This is a genomic window from Nocardia acidivorans NBRC 108247 (assembly GCF_001625085.1).
Taxonomy (GTDB): Bacteria; Actinomycetota; Actinomycetes; order Mycobacteriales; family Mycobacteriaceae; genus Nocardia; species Nocardia acidivorans.
Genome location: NZ_BDAW01000059.1, coordinates 1 through 14484, shown reverse-complemented (window position 1 = coordinate 14484; position 14484 = coordinate 1). Strand labels below are relative to the sequence as shown.

At 67.8% G+C, this 14484-nt stretch carries 14 protein-coding genes, 1 other RNA gene and 1 pseudogene; 7 read left to right on the top strand and 9 right to left on the bottom strand.

Annotated features, from left to right (window positions below):
• Positions 1-11: 11 nt before the first annotated feature.
• Positions 12-683 carry a TIGR00645 family protein gene (locus NA10_RS26830; RefSeq protein ID WP_067572799.1) on the bottom strand — a complete coding sequence of 224 codons (672 nt, stop codon included), beginning with the start codon at positions 681-683 and terminating at the stop codon, positions 12-14.
• A gap of 133 nt (positions 684-816) precedes the next feature.
• Between NA10_RS26830 and NA10_RS26825 the strand changes: the two genes are divergently transcribed.
• Positions 817-1821 carry a DUF4436 family protein gene (locus tag NA10_RS26825; RefSeq protein WP_157556754.1) on the top strand — a complete coding sequence of 335 codons (1005 nt, stop codon included), beginning with the start codon at positions 817-819 and terminating at the stop codon, positions 1819-1821.
• Positions 1822-1825: 4 nt separating this feature from the next.
• Here the strand turns inward: NA10_RS26825 and NA10_RS26820 are convergent, their stop codons facing one another.
• The 4 genes from NA10_RS26820 to rnpB all read right to left on the bottom strand — a co-directional run bounded on the left by NA10_RS26820 (position 1826) and on the right by rnpB (position 5433).
• Positions 1826-3313, bottom strand: a complete 1488-nt coding sequence (locus tag NA10_RS26820) for an RNB domain-containing ribonuclease (RefSeq protein WP_067572795.1) — start codon at positions 3311-3313, stop codon at positions 1826-1828.
• A 15-nt stretch (positions 3314-3328) separates the two neighbouring features.
• Complete coding sequence (locus tag NA10_RS38900; protein WP_245677922.1) at positions 3329-3538, bottom strand: hypothetical protein; 210 nt, start codon at positions 3536-3538, stop codon at positions 3329-3331.
• 522 nt (positions 3539-4060) lie between these two features.
• A complete protein-coding gene (locus NA10_RS26810; RefSeq protein WP_373862430.1) occupies positions 4061-4888 on the bottom strand; it encodes a slipin family protein in 828 nt (275 codons plus the stop codon).
• A gap of 120 nt (positions 4889-5008) precedes the next feature.
• Positions 5009-5433, bottom strand: an RNA gene (rnpB, locus tag NA10_RS26805) — RNase P RNA component class A.
• 30 nt (positions 5434-5463) lie between these two features.
• Here rnpB and NA10_RS26800 point away from each other — a divergent pair.
• Positions 5464-6351, top strand: a complete 888-nt coding sequence (locus tag NA10_RS26800; protein WP_067572791.1) for an alpha/beta hydrolase — start codon at positions 5464-5466, stop codon at positions 6349-6351.
• 18 nt (positions 6352-6369) lie between these two features.
• Here the strand turns inward: NA10_RS26800 and NA10_RS26795 are convergent, their stop codons facing one another.
• Both NA10_RS26795 and NA10_RS26790 read right to left on the bottom strand, forming a co-directional pair.
• On the bottom strand, positions 6370-7563 hold the full coding sequence (locus NA10_RS26795) for a bifunctional RNase H/acid phosphatase (RefSeq protein WP_067572789.1): 1194 nt from the start codon (positions 7561-7563) through the stop codon (positions 6370-6372).
• 101 nt (positions 7564-7664) lie between these two features.
• The gene (locus NA10_RS26790) at positions 7665-8402 is read right to left on the bottom strand and encodes a zinc ribbon domain-containing protein (RefSeq protein ID WP_067572786.1); all 738 of its coding nucleotides are present in this window, start codon (positions 8400-8402) and stop codon (positions 7665-7667) included.
• 165 nt (positions 8403-8567) lie between these two features.
• Here NA10_RS26790 and NA10_RS26785 point away from each other — a divergent pair, with 165 nt between their 5' ends.
• Positions 8568-9011, top strand: coding sequence for an OsmC family protein (locus NA10_RS26785; RefSeq protein ID WP_067572784.1), 444 nt, complete (start codon positions 8568-8570; stop codon positions 9009-9011).
• Between the two features lie 6 nt (positions 9012-9017).
• On the opposite strand, the gene NA10_RS26780 is transcribed toward NA10_RS26785, so the two are convergent.
• Together NA10_RS26780 and cobC are read right to left on the bottom strand one after the other, a co-directional pair.
• Complete coding sequence (locus NA10_RS26780; RefSeq protein WP_067572782.1) at positions 9018-10142, bottom strand: Nif3-like dinuclear metal center hexameric protein; 1125 nt, start codon at positions 10140-10142, stop codon at positions 9018-9020.
• A gap of 31 nt (positions 10143-10173) precedes the next feature.
• Entirely contained in the window at positions 10174-11295 is a 1122-nt protein-coding gene (gene cobC, locus NA10_RS26775; protein WP_245677921.1) for an Rv2231c family histidinol phosphate aminotransferase CobC, read from the bottom strand.
• Between the two features lie 37 nt (positions 11296-11332).
• Here cobC and NA10_RS26770 point away from each other — a divergent pair, with 37 nt between their 5' ends.
• From NA10_RS26770 to NA10_RS36025, 4 genes and pseudogenes are all read left to right on the top strand, one after another.
• Complete coding sequence (locus NA10_RS26770) at positions 11333-11974, top strand: hypothetical protein (RefSeq protein ID WP_084515278.1); 642 nt, start codon at positions 11333-11335, stop codon at positions 11972-11974.
• 71 nt (positions 11975-12045) lie between these two features.
• Complete coding sequence (locus NA10_RS26765; protein WP_067572777.1) at positions 12046-12528, top strand: low molecular weight protein-tyrosine-phosphatase; 483 nt, start codon at positions 12046-12048, stop codon at positions 12526-12528.
• Positions 12525-13364 (top strand): annotated as a pseudogene (locus tag NA10_RS26760) (SURF1 family cytochrome oxidase biogenesis protein); the annotation flags it as partial. The gene NA10_RS26765 and the pseudogene NA10_RS26760, both read left to right, overlap by 4 nt.
• 410 nt (positions 13365-13774) lie before the next feature.
• Positions 13775-14484 (top strand): cobalamin biosynthesis protein (locus NA10_RS36025; protein ID WP_174562559.1); only part of this gene is annotated, 710 nt, incomplete at its 3' end.

Here is a 14484-nt window from a genome sequence, read left to right as displayed (position 1 = left end):
GTGGTCCACCGTCAGTAGGCGTGCCTGGAGGTGAAACCGTCGTACGGCGCGCCACCGTTGGGCGTAACGACCGCGGCGGTATGCTCGTTCGAATTCGTTTGGTGGACACTGTGATTCGCGTGCTTGTGCGCGGCGTGCGGCATGATGCGGTCGATCCAGGCCAGCATGACGGCGGAGACCACGAAACTCAGGTGGATGATCACCGGCCACATATAGCGGCCGTTGTGCGCGCCGGGATTCGGATCCGAGCTGATCTTGATGAAGGTGGTCAGCAGATGGATCGAGGAGATGCCGACGATCGACATGGCCAGCTTGACCTTCAGCACATTGGCATTGACCTGCGCCAGCCACTCCGGCTGATCGGGATGATTGTCGATGCGCAGTTTGGATACGAAGGTCTCATAGCCGCCGACGATCACCATGATCAGCAGATTGGAGATCATCACCACGTCGATCAGGCCCAGCACCGAGAGCATGATGGTGGTCTCCTCGCTGCCGTGGTCGAACAGACCCCGCACCAGTTCGACCAATTCGCGCAGGAACTGCCAGACATACGCGGCCTGCGCGACGATCAGGCCGAGATAGAGCGGAAATTGGAGCCAGCGGCTCAGGAAGATGAAGTAGCCGAGATTTCTTGCCTGGGGTGGCTGGTTGGACAGTGCCGAGGTGGAGAGAAAGGCCATGTGCCCCAATACAGCACGGTGGCCGTCACGGATCGATCATTCCGGCATCATGGCTGGCGGGCGCACCGCGGGCGGGTTCGGGAAATGATTGCGGGATGACCGGAAAATGATGGCGCACCGCTAATTTCGGGGCGTGCAACACGGAATGAAGAAACGTCGCGGCGGCGCCCTTTGGGCCGTCGTGACGGTCGCGCTGACCATTGTGGGCCTGGTGCTCGCACTCTCGACCTATGAGGTCGGCCGAACCCGTTCGGAGGCTTCGCATCCCTTCGGCAATACCTCGGCCAAGGATCGTGTCGAGCTGAACGTCTGGGTCGGCAAGATCGACACCGTCACCCAGACCGCGACCCTCGAGGTGCTGGCGCGTCCACTCGGCGCGCTCGCGGACAAGTCCGGGTTCTTCCGATCCGATGCCACCGTGTTCACCTCGGCGCTCAAGGCTGATCCGATCAAAATCAAAGCCGGGCAGCCTATTTCGGCCGCCGAGGTGAAGGTCGTGGTCGAGGGGACGGTCACCGACTATCCATTCGACAGCTACGACAGCGTGCTGGCCTTCGATGTGTTCAGCGGTGAGACCGAACTGCCGGTCTCGGCGAGCATCTCCAGTGGGGACACCTTCTTCGAAATCGGCGAATCGCCCGTGGACGGCATTGTCAACGGCATCGATGTGAACCTGACGGCCGAGCGCTCCCTGCCGTCGCTGGTGTTCGCGCTGTTCATCATGGCGCTCATGCTGGGTCTGGCCCTGGCCGCCGCGACGGCCTGCTACTACGTGATCAAGGGCCGTCGCGGTCTGATGTTCCCGGCCGTATCCATGATGGGCGCACTGCTTTTCGCGCTGGTGCCGCTGCGCAATGCGGTGCCGGGCGCACCGCCGATCGGCTCGCTCATCGACTTCACCTCGTTCTTCATCGCCGAGGGGATCATCTCGGTGGCATTGGTCGGCACGGTCGTGATCGGCTATCGCGTCGAATCGGCCAAGGAGCGGGCCGAATCGGAGCAGCAGCGGCGCGACCGGGAGGCGCAGCCGCCGAAACCGCCGCAGCAGCAACCGGTCTCATCGCCGCAGTTCCCGCCGCCGCCGCAGTATCAACCGCAGTTCCAGCCGATGCCGCAGCATCAGGGCAGGCCGCGGTGAGGACTCAGCTCTCCGGCGGCGGATCCGACGGGTAGGCGAAAGTCACTGTGCGCGTGCTCGGATCGGCGACCGTGAGCCGCACCCGGACCTGTTTGCCTTCGGGTGGTTCGCCGGTGCATTTGGCCAGCACCGGCGGATCGGCCACGAAGATCTCGGCGGGGCGGGTGCCATTGTGTTCGCGCAGTACGACGGCGTCGAAGTCGGTGCCCGCGCGCGGGGCCAGCAGCGTGGATTCGGTGAGGTCGATACAGGCGCGTTCGAGTTTGCCCGCCACCGCATCGCTGCGGCGCATGGATTCGGCCGCGGCGGCCAGACCGTCGCGAACCCACCGCGGGATATCGCTGCCCGCGCACCGGCTCAGGCAGATCTCGGTGCTGTAGCGATCCGAGAGGCGGCGCAGCGGGGCCGTCACATGGGCGTACGGCGCACCGATACCGCTGTGCTGCACCGTGTCCGGGGGTTGACCGTTCAGCAGCGTGTAGGAGGCTCCGCGCAGCAGTCCGGTGGCCTCGGACATGAGCACCAGGGCCGCGGGGGAATTGGGATCCAGACCGGCCAGCATGCGGCCCACGGCCTCCCCCTTGGGCCAGGGCACGCCGACGGCCGCGGCGGTGCGCCGCATGGACTCCACCGTGGCCGCGGCGGGTGGCGGCATGGTGCGCAGCAGGCCCAGGTGATCGGAGCCGCGCGCCTCCAGCATGATTCGCGCCGCGCACATTCCGGTGAGCAGCGAGACCTGTTCGTTCCAGTCGTCCGCTGCCGTGCGCGGTTCGATCACCAGCTGCCAGTGGTCGGGGCCGACCGGGCTGTCGCCGGTCGGTGCGCCGCTCTCGGGTCCGTCGACCCGGATGACGCTCTGCGCGGGCAGGCGCAGGTTGATCGCCCCGCGATTCAGACCCGCTTCGATGCGCAGGCGGCCGAACTCCGGCAGGGCGGCGAGGGCGGGATGCGGTCGGCCCGCGTCGGCGTCGGCCTGCACGGTCGCGTAGTCGAGCCGGGCGCGCGAGCGCACCAGGGCGCGCGTCACCGAATAGCTTCGCGGCTCGGCCTTCTCATCGCAGTCGATGGTCCACAGGGCGGCCGGGCGGTCCTGATCGGGCAGCAGCGACGCCCGGCCCTCCGACAGCACGGTCGGGTGCAGGGGCACGGTGCCGTCGGGCAGGTAGAAGGTTTGGCCGCGGGTTTGCGAGATGCGGTCGAGCGGTCCGTCGGCCGCGACGAAGGCGGCCACATCGGCGATCGCGTAGTAGAGCCGGAATCCTCCGGCGGGCGTGCGCTCGAGCGCGAGCGCCTGGTCCAGATCCATGGCACCGGGCGGATCGATGGTGACGAGTTCGATCTCGGTGCGATCGACCCGGGCACCCGCGAACGCGTCGACCGCGTCGCGGGCCTCCGAGACGGCCTCGGCCGGATACGCCGAGGCCAATCCGAATTCGGTTCGGACGGCCCCGAAATCAACCGGGGCCGACAGAATCCGCTGGTGCAGTTCCACTGAGCTGCGCTGTCCCTACTGCAGGGCCAGCATGGTGCCGTTCAACTGATCGAACGGGCCGTACACGGTGAAGACCACGCGGCCGCCCGGGTACTGCGACGATAAGGCCGCCGCGGAATCGAGCGACTCACCGAAGGACGCGGCCGACGGATGCGGCAGGCCCGCAATCGCCTGCCCGATGTGGGAATTCGCCACCCAGGCGGTATCCGCCGGGGTGAGATCCACCTGAACTCCGCCCGGGAGCGGAGTCACCGCAAACGCGGAGGCCGAGCCTGCGCCCAGCACAACCGAAACGGAGGCGGCAGCGGCGAGGAGGGCACCCGCTGCCAATTTGCGAGCAATTCGCATATAGACGAGACCTGCTTTCCGACGTTCGATGTTGAGACCCTTTGTCCGTTGCGGGCCGCAACGGAACTTTCCAACGCGCAACACTTTATGACGTCGATCACGTTCGGTGCCAGTTCCGGGCCAATCACCCGTTCGACACGCCGAGCCGCGCCGATACGCACCATGCGACGCGCCGTCATTGTCGTTCAACTCGGCGGTTTTCGCACAGGTCTCGGCGAGCGGTGTATCTCACGCCGCTACGAGGTTTGGCAGCGCCGGAGCCGTATGGCCGGCGGGCCGCCCGCTATCTGCCGCGCAGTCCACCCGGCAGCGTCGCCGAGAGCAGTTTGAACAGATAGGCGATGGCGAAGAGCACGATTACGGCCAGCGGCTGGATCAGCATCGAGGTGGACATTGCCCTCATCCTTCTTCGGTTTTCTCCGGGAGCGCCTTGTTCTCGGGGGCAACGTCGACCTCGGGGACGGAGTCTTCATTTTCGGTGCCGGCCGCATTGCGCACGGTGCCGCTCTCCAGGAAGCGCAGCAGTTCCACCGGGAACGGCAGCACCAGCGTCGAATTCTTTTCCGCCGCAACCTGAACGACGGTTTCCAGCAGGCGCAGTTGGAGTGCGCCGGGCGCCGCGGACATGCGGGTGGCGGCGTCGGTGAGCATCTGCGAGGCTTGCAATTCGCCCTCGGCGGAAATAATGCGGGCGCGACGTTCCCGTTCGGCCTCGGCCTGACGCGACATGGAGCGTTTCATCGAATCCGGTAACGCCACATCCTTGATCTCCACGCGATCGATATGCACTCCCCAGCCCAGCGCCGGATTGTCGATCATCAACTCCAGGCCCTTGTTGAGCTGTTCGCGGTTGGAGAGCAGATCGTCGAGGTCGCTCTTGCCGATCACCGAACGCAGCGAGGTCTGGGCGACCTGGGCGATGGCGAACAGATAGTCCTGCACCTCGATTATGGCGCGCATGGGATCGATGACACGGAAGTAGACGACCGCGTCCACCCGCACCGTGACATTGTCGCGAGTAATACCGTCCTGCGCCGGGACCGGCATGGTGACGACCTGCGTGGAAACCTTGCGCATGCGATCTACGCCGGGGATCAGCATGCGCAGCCCCGGATCTCGCACCGCGCGCACCCGGCCCAGCCGGAACACCACGCCCTTCTCATATTGGGCGATGATCCGCACCCCCGAAGCCGCGGCCATTCCCGCCACGACCACCAGCACTGCCATCAGAGCGACGAGCACTAACAGAACGTCCATAGCGTGTCCTGCGTATTTCCCACTGTGCCACGGGTATCCGGCCGCGGCCCACCCTCCATCATGGCACTGTGCGATCACCCCTGAAAGGGGCGGACGAGTCGGTATATAAGCCGGATCCTGTCCCCGGTGCGAACACCGGGTGGCGACCATCCATCTGGACACACCGTTGCCGGGTGCCTCGAGCGGTCAACCCGCAGGCTCGGGCGAGCAGCCCTCGGACACCTGCGCAGCCGCACTCTCGCGAATGCGACCTTCGACCTTGCTCCGGGCGGGGTTTACCTAGCCGCGCCGGTCACCCGGCGCGCTGGTGCGCTCTTACCGCACCGTTTCACCCTTACCGGTTTCGGACTCTTGCGAGCCCGCCACCGGCGGTTTCTTTTCTGTGGCACTGTCCCGCGGGTCACCCCGGGTTGCCGTTAGCAACCGCCCTGCTCTGTGGAGTCCGGACTTTCCTCGACGACGGGCGGCGGCACTGGCGTGCCCGTTCCCATCGCCGCGGCCGCCCAACCGACTCGTCCGCGGCCACCAAGGTACCGTAATGGGCCATGGAGCGTGTCGAGGTGGGGTTCCCTTCCGGTGGTGAGCAGTGCGCGGGGTGGCTGTATCTGCCGGATGGGCCGATACGCCCGCGTCCCCTGGTGGTGATGGGGCACGGGCTCGGGGCCGATCGGGAAATGGGATTGGATCGGTACGCGCGGCGCTTCGCGGCGGCGGGAATCGCGGTGCTGGCCTTCGACTATCGGCATTTCGGGGCGAGCGGCGGTGAGCCGCGCAATGTCATCCATATCGCGCGCCAGCGCGAGGACTGGCATGCGGCCATCGCGTACGTGCGGACCATTCGGGGGATCGACGCCACGCGAATCGCGCTGTGGGGCAGTTCGTTCGGCGGCGGACATGTGCTCTCGGTCGCGCCCGACGACCATTACATCGCCGCGGTGGTGGCGCAGTGCCCGTTCACCAGCGGCTGGTCCTCGGCCATGGCCAAGGGGCCGATCAGTCTGGTGAAGACCGGGACGCTGGCGCTGACGGACATGATCGTGGGGCCGGTGATCCGCAGACCCGTCACGGCGCGATTGGCGGGCAAGAGACATTCGGCCGCGCTGATGAGTGCGGCCGACGTACCGGACGGATATGGGCGGCTCGCCGAGGAATCCAGTCAGTACCGGCCGAAAGTGCCCGCGCGGATTGGGATGTCGACCCTGTTCGACGCACCGGCGCGGCGCGCCAAGGACATCAAGGCTCCGGTGTTCTACGCCATTTGCGAGAACGACACGGTGGCCCCCGCCGGGCCGACGCTGCGCGCGGCGGAGAAGACCAAGCACGCGGTCGTGAAGCAGTACCCGATAGGGCATTTCGACATCTACTTCGACGACTGGTTCGAGAAGGCCGTGTACGACCAGGTCGAATTCCTCACCGCCACACTGCGGCCGTAAGGAATCCGCCCCGGAGTTTCAGAGGTACGAGGTGTCGTTCGCCAGGCGGACCGAGGAGCCGCCGTCCGGGTAGAACTCGGCAATGGACAGCGATGCCAGGTCCAGGTGCAGGCGGTACAGCAGCGACGGGCCCACGCCCAGGGCGAGTTGGAGCAGCATCTTGATCGGCGTGACATGGCTGACCACAAGCACATTCGCGCCCGGATACAGCGCGACCAGATCGCGGCGGACGCCTTCGATCCGCTCACGCACCCGATCGAAGCTCTCGCCGTTCGGCGGGGCGATCGACGGGTCACCCAGCCAGCGGGCATGCAGCTCCGGATCCCGTTCGGCCGCCTCGGTGAAGGTAAGTCCTTCCCACGCACCGAAATCCGTCTCGATCAAGCCGTCGAGCACCCGCACCGGCAATCCCAGCGCTTGACCGGCAGCCTCGGCGGTCTCCCGCGCCCGTCCCAGCGGCGAGCAGACGATCGCGGCGATATTCCCCTTGCCCGCAAGCATTTTCGCCGCATTGGCCGCCTGCTGACGCCCCAATTCGGTCAGCGGCGGATTCCCCCGCCCCGAATACCTGCGCTCCACCGACAATTCCGTCTGCCCGTGCCGCAGTAGCAGCAAGCGGGTGGGCCGCCCCACCGCCCCGGTCCACCCGGGCGCGGGCGTTGACGCCGCCTCTGCGGTAGCGGCCGAGCCCACCGAGGCCGAAGGCGCAGCGGAGGGAGTTGCTACCGAATCACGCTGGACCGGAGCCGATTCCACGGCCGCCGACACCGGCTGGCCGAGCGCGTCACGGACCTCGCCGACAATCGCCGCATCATCCATGGCCTCATTGGCCAGCTGATCCGCGTGCGAATTCTCCTTGCGCGGAATCCACTCGAAGCTCACCCGATCGAATCCGGCGACGAGCCGTCGCGCGCGATCCGCGAGCGGAATCATGGCCTCGTGCTTGACCTTCCACCGCCCGGACATCTGCTCGACCACGAGCTTGGAGTCCATGCGCACCGAAACCTCACGCGCGCCGAGTTCGGCGGCGGCCTCCAGTCCGGCGATCAGGCCGCGGTATTCGGCGACATTGTTGGTGGCGACCCCGAGGAACTCTTTCCGCTCGGCGAGCACATGGTCGCGCGCCGCATCCCACACCACCGCGCCGTACCCGGCGGGCCCAGGATTCCCCCGCGACCCGCCATCGGCCTCGACAACAACCTTGTCCGTCACCGCAACTCACCTTCCATATGACTGGAAGGCGGCCCGGATCCGCGGGCCGCCACCGCATTACCGCATGTCCGCGCCGCTCGACCGGGCGAGCGGCGTTCCGGTCAGAGCCCGGAGTGCTTGGTGCGCACCAAGATCGAATTGCATTCGGGGCAGCGCAGGACCACATCGGGGGCGGTCTTGGCGATGCGGGCGATCTCGCCGCGGTCGAGTTCGATGCGGCAGGCGCCGCAGCGGCGGGCCTGGAGCAGGGCCGCGCCGACACCATAGGAGGCGCGCTGTTTGTCGTAGGCGGCGAGCAGGTCGGCGGGGAAGCCGCCGGCCAGGGCCTTGCGGTCGGATTCGCAGCGCTGCTGGGCGACGTTCAGATCGGCGACGGCGTCGTCGCGGCGGCGTTCGGCGTCGATCAGGTCCTGTTCGGCCTGGTCCAGATTGGCGCCGGCGTGCGCGTGATCGGCGGCGGCGGCCTCGCGGCGCTCCAGCACATCGATCTCATCGTCTTCCAGGACCTTGCGGCGGCGTTCCAGGCTGGTGAGCTCGTGCTGCAGTTCGGAGAGCTGTTTGGCGCCGACCGAACCGGAGGTCAGCATGGCGCGGTCGCGGTCCTCACGCTTGCGGACGGCGTCGATCTCGCCCTCCAGCTTGCGGATATCGCGGTCCAGATCGTCGATGAGGATCTCGACCTTCACCGCCGCGTCCTTGCGCGCCGTCCGCTCGGCCTCCAGTCGCTGCACCTCCTGCTCCTCGGGCAACACCTTGCGGCGGTGCTCGATCCGGCTCAGTTCGGCGTCGACGGCGGCAAGGTCGAGCAGCTTGGACTGGATCGAAGGTTCGGCATTCAACGCGGAAGGTCTCCTGGACGCTATGGACGGATCAAGACTCCCACCGTACCCGTCCGGAGCACCCCGATCGCCCAACCCCACCGCAACCTGGACATTTGATCGCGACAGCGGCTCACGCCGGAAAATAGCCGGACGCGCGACCGGGCGATATGTCAGGCTCGGCGGATGAGCGAACACCGCTATGAGGTCGAGGTCACGTGGTCCGGCGCGACCACCGGATACCGCGACTACACCCGCAATCACGAACTGCTCGCCGAGGGGCGACCGAATATCGGGGCCACCGCGGACCCCAAATTCCGGGGCGACAAAACGCGCTGGAACCCGGAGCAACTACTGGTCGCATCGCTCTCGGACTGCCACATGCTCTGGTATCTGCACCTGTGCGCCGAGGCGGGCGTGGTGGTCACCGACTATCACGACACCGCGCTCGGCGTCATGGATGACGAACGCTTCCAGCAGGTGACACTGCGCCCGGTAGTCACCATTCGCGACCCGGCGATGCGCGAACAGGCGGTTGCCCTGCACACCGACGCCCACGAGAAATGCTTCATCGCCAATTCGGTGAATTTCCCTGTGGCACACGAACCGACGATCGTCACAGCCGACTGAAACGCTTCAGCAGTCGGCCGCGCCGACGGTCCAGGGGTCGGTGCGGATGGTCGATACTCGGGTTTCGAGGGTGGGGTGGGCGGTGCGGAGCACGGCTTGCGCCTGTGCGCACCAGGGGAATTCGGTGGCCCAGTGGGCGGCGTCGATGAGGGCCGGGCCGCCGGCGCGCAGGTGTTCATCGGCGGGGTGGTGGCGCAGGTCGGAGGTGACGTACGCGTCCACGCCGAGGCGGGCGACGGTGTTCAGGTAGGAGTCGCCCGCGCCGCCGCAGACGGCGACCGTGCGGATCAGGCGGTCCGGGTCACCGGCGGCGCGCACACCCCAGGTGGTGGCGGGCAGGGCCTTGGCGACGCGAGCGGTGAACTCCCGCAGGGTTTCCGGGGCCGCCAGTTCGCCCACGCGGCCGATGCCGAGCGTCGAGGGCAGCTTGGCGCGCTCGGTGACGTGATAGGCGGGTTCCTCGTAGGGGTGGGCGGCGCGCAGGGCCTCGAGAATCTCCGCGCGGCGCGACGGCGGGGCGACGACCTCGATGCGGTCCTGATCCTGCCGGTGCAACTCGCCGATCTCGCCGACGGCCGGGTTCGCGCCGTCGACCGGGCGGAATTGGCTCGTTCCGGCCGACCGCCAGGCACTGTCGCGGTAGTTCCCGGTCCCGCCCGCGCCCGCCACGAACAGCGCGTTCAGCACCTGCTCGGTATGCGTGCGCGGCACGATGATTTCCCACTCATCCAGGGCGGCAACGGGTTTGGGGTCCAATGGCCCGATGACCGTCAACCCGATGGCGTGCGCGAGCGCATCCGAGACACCGGGATCGGCGGAGTCGGCATTGGTGTGCGCGCTGAACAGCGCGCACCCGGAGCGAATCAGCCGGTGTAGCAGCGCGCCTTTGGGCGTATCGGCCGCCACGGTATCGACCCCGCGCAGCAGCAGCGGATGGTGCACCACCAAAGCCTGTGCGCGCCAGTCGATCGCCTCGTCCACCACGGCCGCGGTGGCGTCCACCGCGAACAGCACCCGCGACACCTCCTCGGCCGGATCGCCCGCGACCAGGCCCACCGAATCCCAGGACTCGGCCAGCCCGGGCGGATATGCCGCATCGAGCGCCTCGATCACCTCGGCAAGTCGCACCATTACCGAACCTCCTCCGCCACAGTCACTTTCATTACAGCCCGACCTCGGCTATCGCGGCCACGAGCCGGTCCACCGCCGCCGCGGGCCGCACCGCCAACCGCAGAAATCCGGTCTCCAGCCCCGGGAAAGTATCCCCGCGCCGCACCGCGATCCCCTTGTCCGCGAGTTTCTTCCGCAATAATTCCGCATCCGGCACCCGAATCAGCAGGAACGGCCCACGGGCGGGCTCGTGCACAGCGATGCCGAGCGCACGCAGCCGCGGAATCATGGCCTCCCGGTGCGCCGCGATACTTTCCGCCATCCGCTGCGATTCGGCGACCGCCGCGGCCGAACAGGTAGCCGCGATGGCCTCCAATTGCAGTGTCCCCAAAGCCCAATGCGCCCGCCCGTGATTCAACCGCGCCAATATCTTCGGATCCCCGAGGAAGTATCCGCACCGCAGCCCGGCCAGCGCCCAGGTCTTGGTGAGACTGCGCAGCACCAGCACATCCGGAAGCGCTTTTCCCGCAAGCGATTCCGTCTCCCCCACCACGGCATCCGCGAACGCCTCATCCACCACGACAATCCGTCCGGGTCGCCGCAGCGCCAGCAGACTCTCCGCCGGATGCAATACCGACGTCGGATTGGTCGGATTCCCCACCACCACCAGATCCGCCGCCTCCGGCACACCGCCGGCCGCACCGTCCGATGCCTCCGCGCGGTGCATATTCTCCTGCGCCACAACGGATTCCAGCGTGTACGGTGCGTCGAGCACGAGCCGCGCGACCGGAACCCCCGCCGTCCGCAGCGCCAGCTCCGGTTCGGTGAAGGACGGGTGGATCACCGCGGCGAGTTCGGACCCCAATCGCGGGAGCATCGCGAATCCCTCCGCGGCTCCCGCCAACAGCAGCACCTCGTCGGCCCGCCGGCCGTGCCGGGCGGCCACCGCCTCGCGAACGGCCCACTCCTGCGCCGCGTCCGGGTACCGCCCCAACTCCCCCAACCGCCCGGCCAGTCGCGCACGCAACCACTCCGGCGGTCCGCTCCCCTGCACATTCACCGCGAAGTCCAGCATCCCGGCCCGCATCTCCACATCCCCGTGGTGCCGCAACTTCTCGTAGTCGACCGGACTGTCGACTACGGGGGCGGGGTTCGAGGTGGCGTGCTTCGACACAGCGAACACCCTACGTGCCCCCGATAGGGTGTCCGGCATGCGAGGACTCACCACCATGGCAGTGACGCTGGGGATCCTGGGCGCGGGCGCGCTCCCCGCGACGGCCGTCGCGGATCAGGGCATACAGGCCCCCTGGGCCACCCCGGTTGCGACCGAACCCGCCGGGAACTTCACGCTCTTGATCGCCTACGCGTTCGGATATCACCGGGAGGGCGACACCTTCACCCCCGGGACCATCAATGAACAGCTCGCGGATACGGTCGTCGCGACTCTCGGCCACCGGGATATCCCGGTGTACGCGCAGACCGAAATCGCCGAGGTGCTGAAGAACAAGTACGGCATGAATTCCGTGCATTCCATCGGCGCGGCCACCATGGCCGAGGTGGAGCGGAACAATCCCCGCACGATCGGTGTCGCCCAGGTGGTCGCCGGTGAGCGGGCCGCGTCGAAAGAGACTGACACGGTGGGGGTTATCGCGTTCCAGGATCACCTGTGGCGGGCCACCCGAACCACCATGTCCGTCGGGTTCCGGGCTTACGCACCCGCGGGCATTCCCATGCCCGATGTGTACGCCGCGGACAACGATCAGGAGACGACCAAGACTCCCGAGGTCTACCGGCCGATGGACACCGCCGCGAGCATCCCCTTCCTGGTGGGCACCGGATCGGCCGCCCGCTAGGACACGATCGCGACGTCAGGGGCTATCCGGGGTGCCGGGCCACACTCGGCCGTCCATTACCCTGGGCAATCATGGGTGAGCTGCACGTGTCGTTCATTTGCACCGGGAATATCTGCCGGTCCCCGATGGCCGAGAAGATGTTCGCGGCGCATCTCGAACGGGCCGGTCTGGCCGATCGGGTGCGGGTGAGCAGCGCCGGGACCGGGAGCTGGCATATCGGTGAGGATGCCGATCGGCGGACCACGGCGGAGTTGCGGAGTCACGGGTATCCGGTCGGTCATCGGGCGGCGGTGATCGGGGATGAGCATCTGGACGCGGATCTGCTGATCGCGCTCGATACCGGGCATGAGCGCGCGCTCGCGCATCTGGGTGTGCCGTCCGAGCGGCGGCGACTGCTGCGGGGCTTCGACCCGCATGCCGACGGACCGGATGTGCCGGACCCGTACTACGGCGACCAATCCGATTTCGCACTCGTACGCGAGCAGATCGAGGCCGCCATACCCGGTCTGCTCGACTGGGTTCGCGAACAGCTCGGTGAAGGCGATCCCGCATGAGTTCCCTGTTCCGCCGCCTCACCTTTCTGCTGCGCCCGAGCTGGGTGATCCTCGCCGTCGTGGTGGCGGGTTTCGCCTACCTGTGCTTCTCGGTGCTCGCGCCCTGGCAGCTGGGCAAGAACACCACCACCTCCGAACGCAATCAGCGCATCGCCGATTCGGTGCACGCCGATCCGGTCGATGTGAGCACCATGTTCGGCGGATCCGGTGGGGACACCGAATGGCGGCGGGTGACCGCAGACGGCGCGTACGTCCCGGACTCGACCGTGCTGGTCCGCCTGCGCCACCTCGGCCAGGATCCCGCTTTCTCAGTGCTGACCGCCTTCACCCTCGACGACGGCCGCACGGTGCTGGTCGATCGCGGCCTGATCGCCGCCGTCAACGGCTCCCGCCCGCCCGCGGTCCCGAACCCGCCCGCGGGCAAACAGCATCTCGAGGCGCGGGTGCGCGCCTCCGAAGGTGTGGTCGATACCAAGCCGCCCGTCACCGAGGACGGCTACCGTCAGGTCTATTCCATTGACACCCAACAAGATTCGACCGTCCTGAAGCTTCCCCTCACCCCCATCCCCACCAGCGACCGCGGCGGCTACCTCCAACTCGACGAGAACCAGCCCGGGGCCTTCACCCCCGTCCCACTCCCCCAACTCGACGCGGGCCCCTACCTCTCCTACGGCCTGCAATGGCTCGCCTTCGGCGTCATGGCTCCTCTGGGCCTGGGCTACTTCGTCTACGCCGAGATCCGTGCCCGCCGCCGCGAACACGCCGAAGCCACCGCGGAATCCGCAACGGCCTCGGAACAAATCGACCGATCCGCAGCCGCCGGCGCGTCAGCACGGGCCGAGCCCTCCACACCGGCCGACCCATCAGCGCAGGTCGATCGGTCCACACCGGCCGACCCATCAGCGCGGGCCGATCGGTCCACACCGGCCGAGTCATCAGCGCGGGCCGATTCCTCCGCGCGGGCCGATGCGACTGTCGCCGCAGCACAGGCCACGGCGGCCGCCGCGAAACCCGAGACGCCGAACGCTCCCAAGCCCCAGACCAACGAGGCCCGCTTGGCCGACCGCTACGGCAACACCCGCCGCTGACTCCGCCCCGGCCCAATCGATGTGTATGCAATGACGCCGGCATCCGTCGAGTGACCCTCCGCGTGAGTACATGCACGTGGGGGTCACCTGCCGGTCGGTAGGCTCGCCGGGTGCGTACGGGGACTGTTGCTGCGGCTGGGCTGTTGATCGGGTTCGCGATGGATCGCGGGGTGGGCGATCCACGGCGCGGGCATCCGGTGGCGGGGTTCGGAACCGCGGCAATGGAGTTGGAGAACATCACCTATCGGGACAACCGCTCGGCGGGGGTGGTTCATGAGATCGCGCTCGTCGGGGGCGTCGTCGTGGTGGGGGCGGCCGCGCGCCGGGTGATTCGGGCGGGTTCGAGCGCCGGTGCTTCGTCGGCAATGGCGTGGGGCGGCCGGCGTGATCGGCGCGGGGCTTCCGGTCGGGGCGGTATGCGAGGGCGTGGGGCTTTGGTGCGCGGCCTCTGTGAGATCGCGCTGACGGCCGCGGCGACCTGGACCGTTCTGGGCGGGACCACCCTGGCCCGGACCGGAAGGGAGATGGCGGATCTCCTCGAGGCCGGGGATATCGCGGCTGCGCGCGACCTGCTGCCCGCACTCTGCGGACGCGATCCATCCCTGCTCGACGCGGACGGTCTGGCGCGGGCGGCACTGGAGTCGATTGCCGAGAACACCTCGGATGCGACTGTCGCGCCACTGTTCTGGGGCGCGCTGGCCGGAGTACCCGGACTGCTCGGATATCGCGCCGTGAACACCCTCGACGCCATGGTCGGCTACCGGAACGAGCGATACCACCGCTTCGGCTGGGCCGCCGCGCGCACCGATGACGTGGCGAATCTGGGCCCCGCCCGGGTTGCGGGGCTGATCACGACCGCCCTCGCCCC

What these genes read in the sequence shown, in the direction of transcription:
- NA10_RS26830 (WP_067572799.1), bottom strand. Translation starts at nt 683, where the DNA reads ATGGCCTTTCTCTCCACCTCGGCACTGTCCAACCAGCCACCCCAGGCA.
- NA10_RS26810 (WP_373862430.1), bottom strand. Translation starts at nt 4,888, where the DNA reads ATGGCAGTGCTGGTGGTCGTGGCGGGAATGGCCGCGGCTTCGGGGGTG.
- NA10_RS26800 (WP_067572791.1), top strand. Translation starts at nt 5,464, where the DNA reads ATGGAGCGTGTCGAGGTGGGGTTCCCTTCCGGTGGTGAGCAGTGCGCG.
- NA10_RS26785 (WP_067572784.1), top strand. Translation starts at nt 8,568, where the DNA reads ATGAGCGAACACCGCTATGAGGTCGAGGTCACGTGGTCCGGCGCGACC.
- NA10_RS26780 (WP_067572782.1), bottom strand. Translation starts at nt 10,142, where the DNA reads ATGGTGCGACTTGCCGAGGTGATCGAGGCGCTCGATGCGGCATATCCG.
- NA10_RS26770 (WP_084515278.1), top strand. Translation starts at nt 11,333, where the DNA reads ATGCGAGGACTCACCACCATGGCAGTGACGCTGGGGATCCTGGGCGCG.
- NA10_RS26765 (WP_067572777.1), top strand. Translation starts at nt 12,046, where the DNA reads ATGGGTGAGCTGCACGTGTCGTTCATTTGCACCGGGAATATCTGCCGG.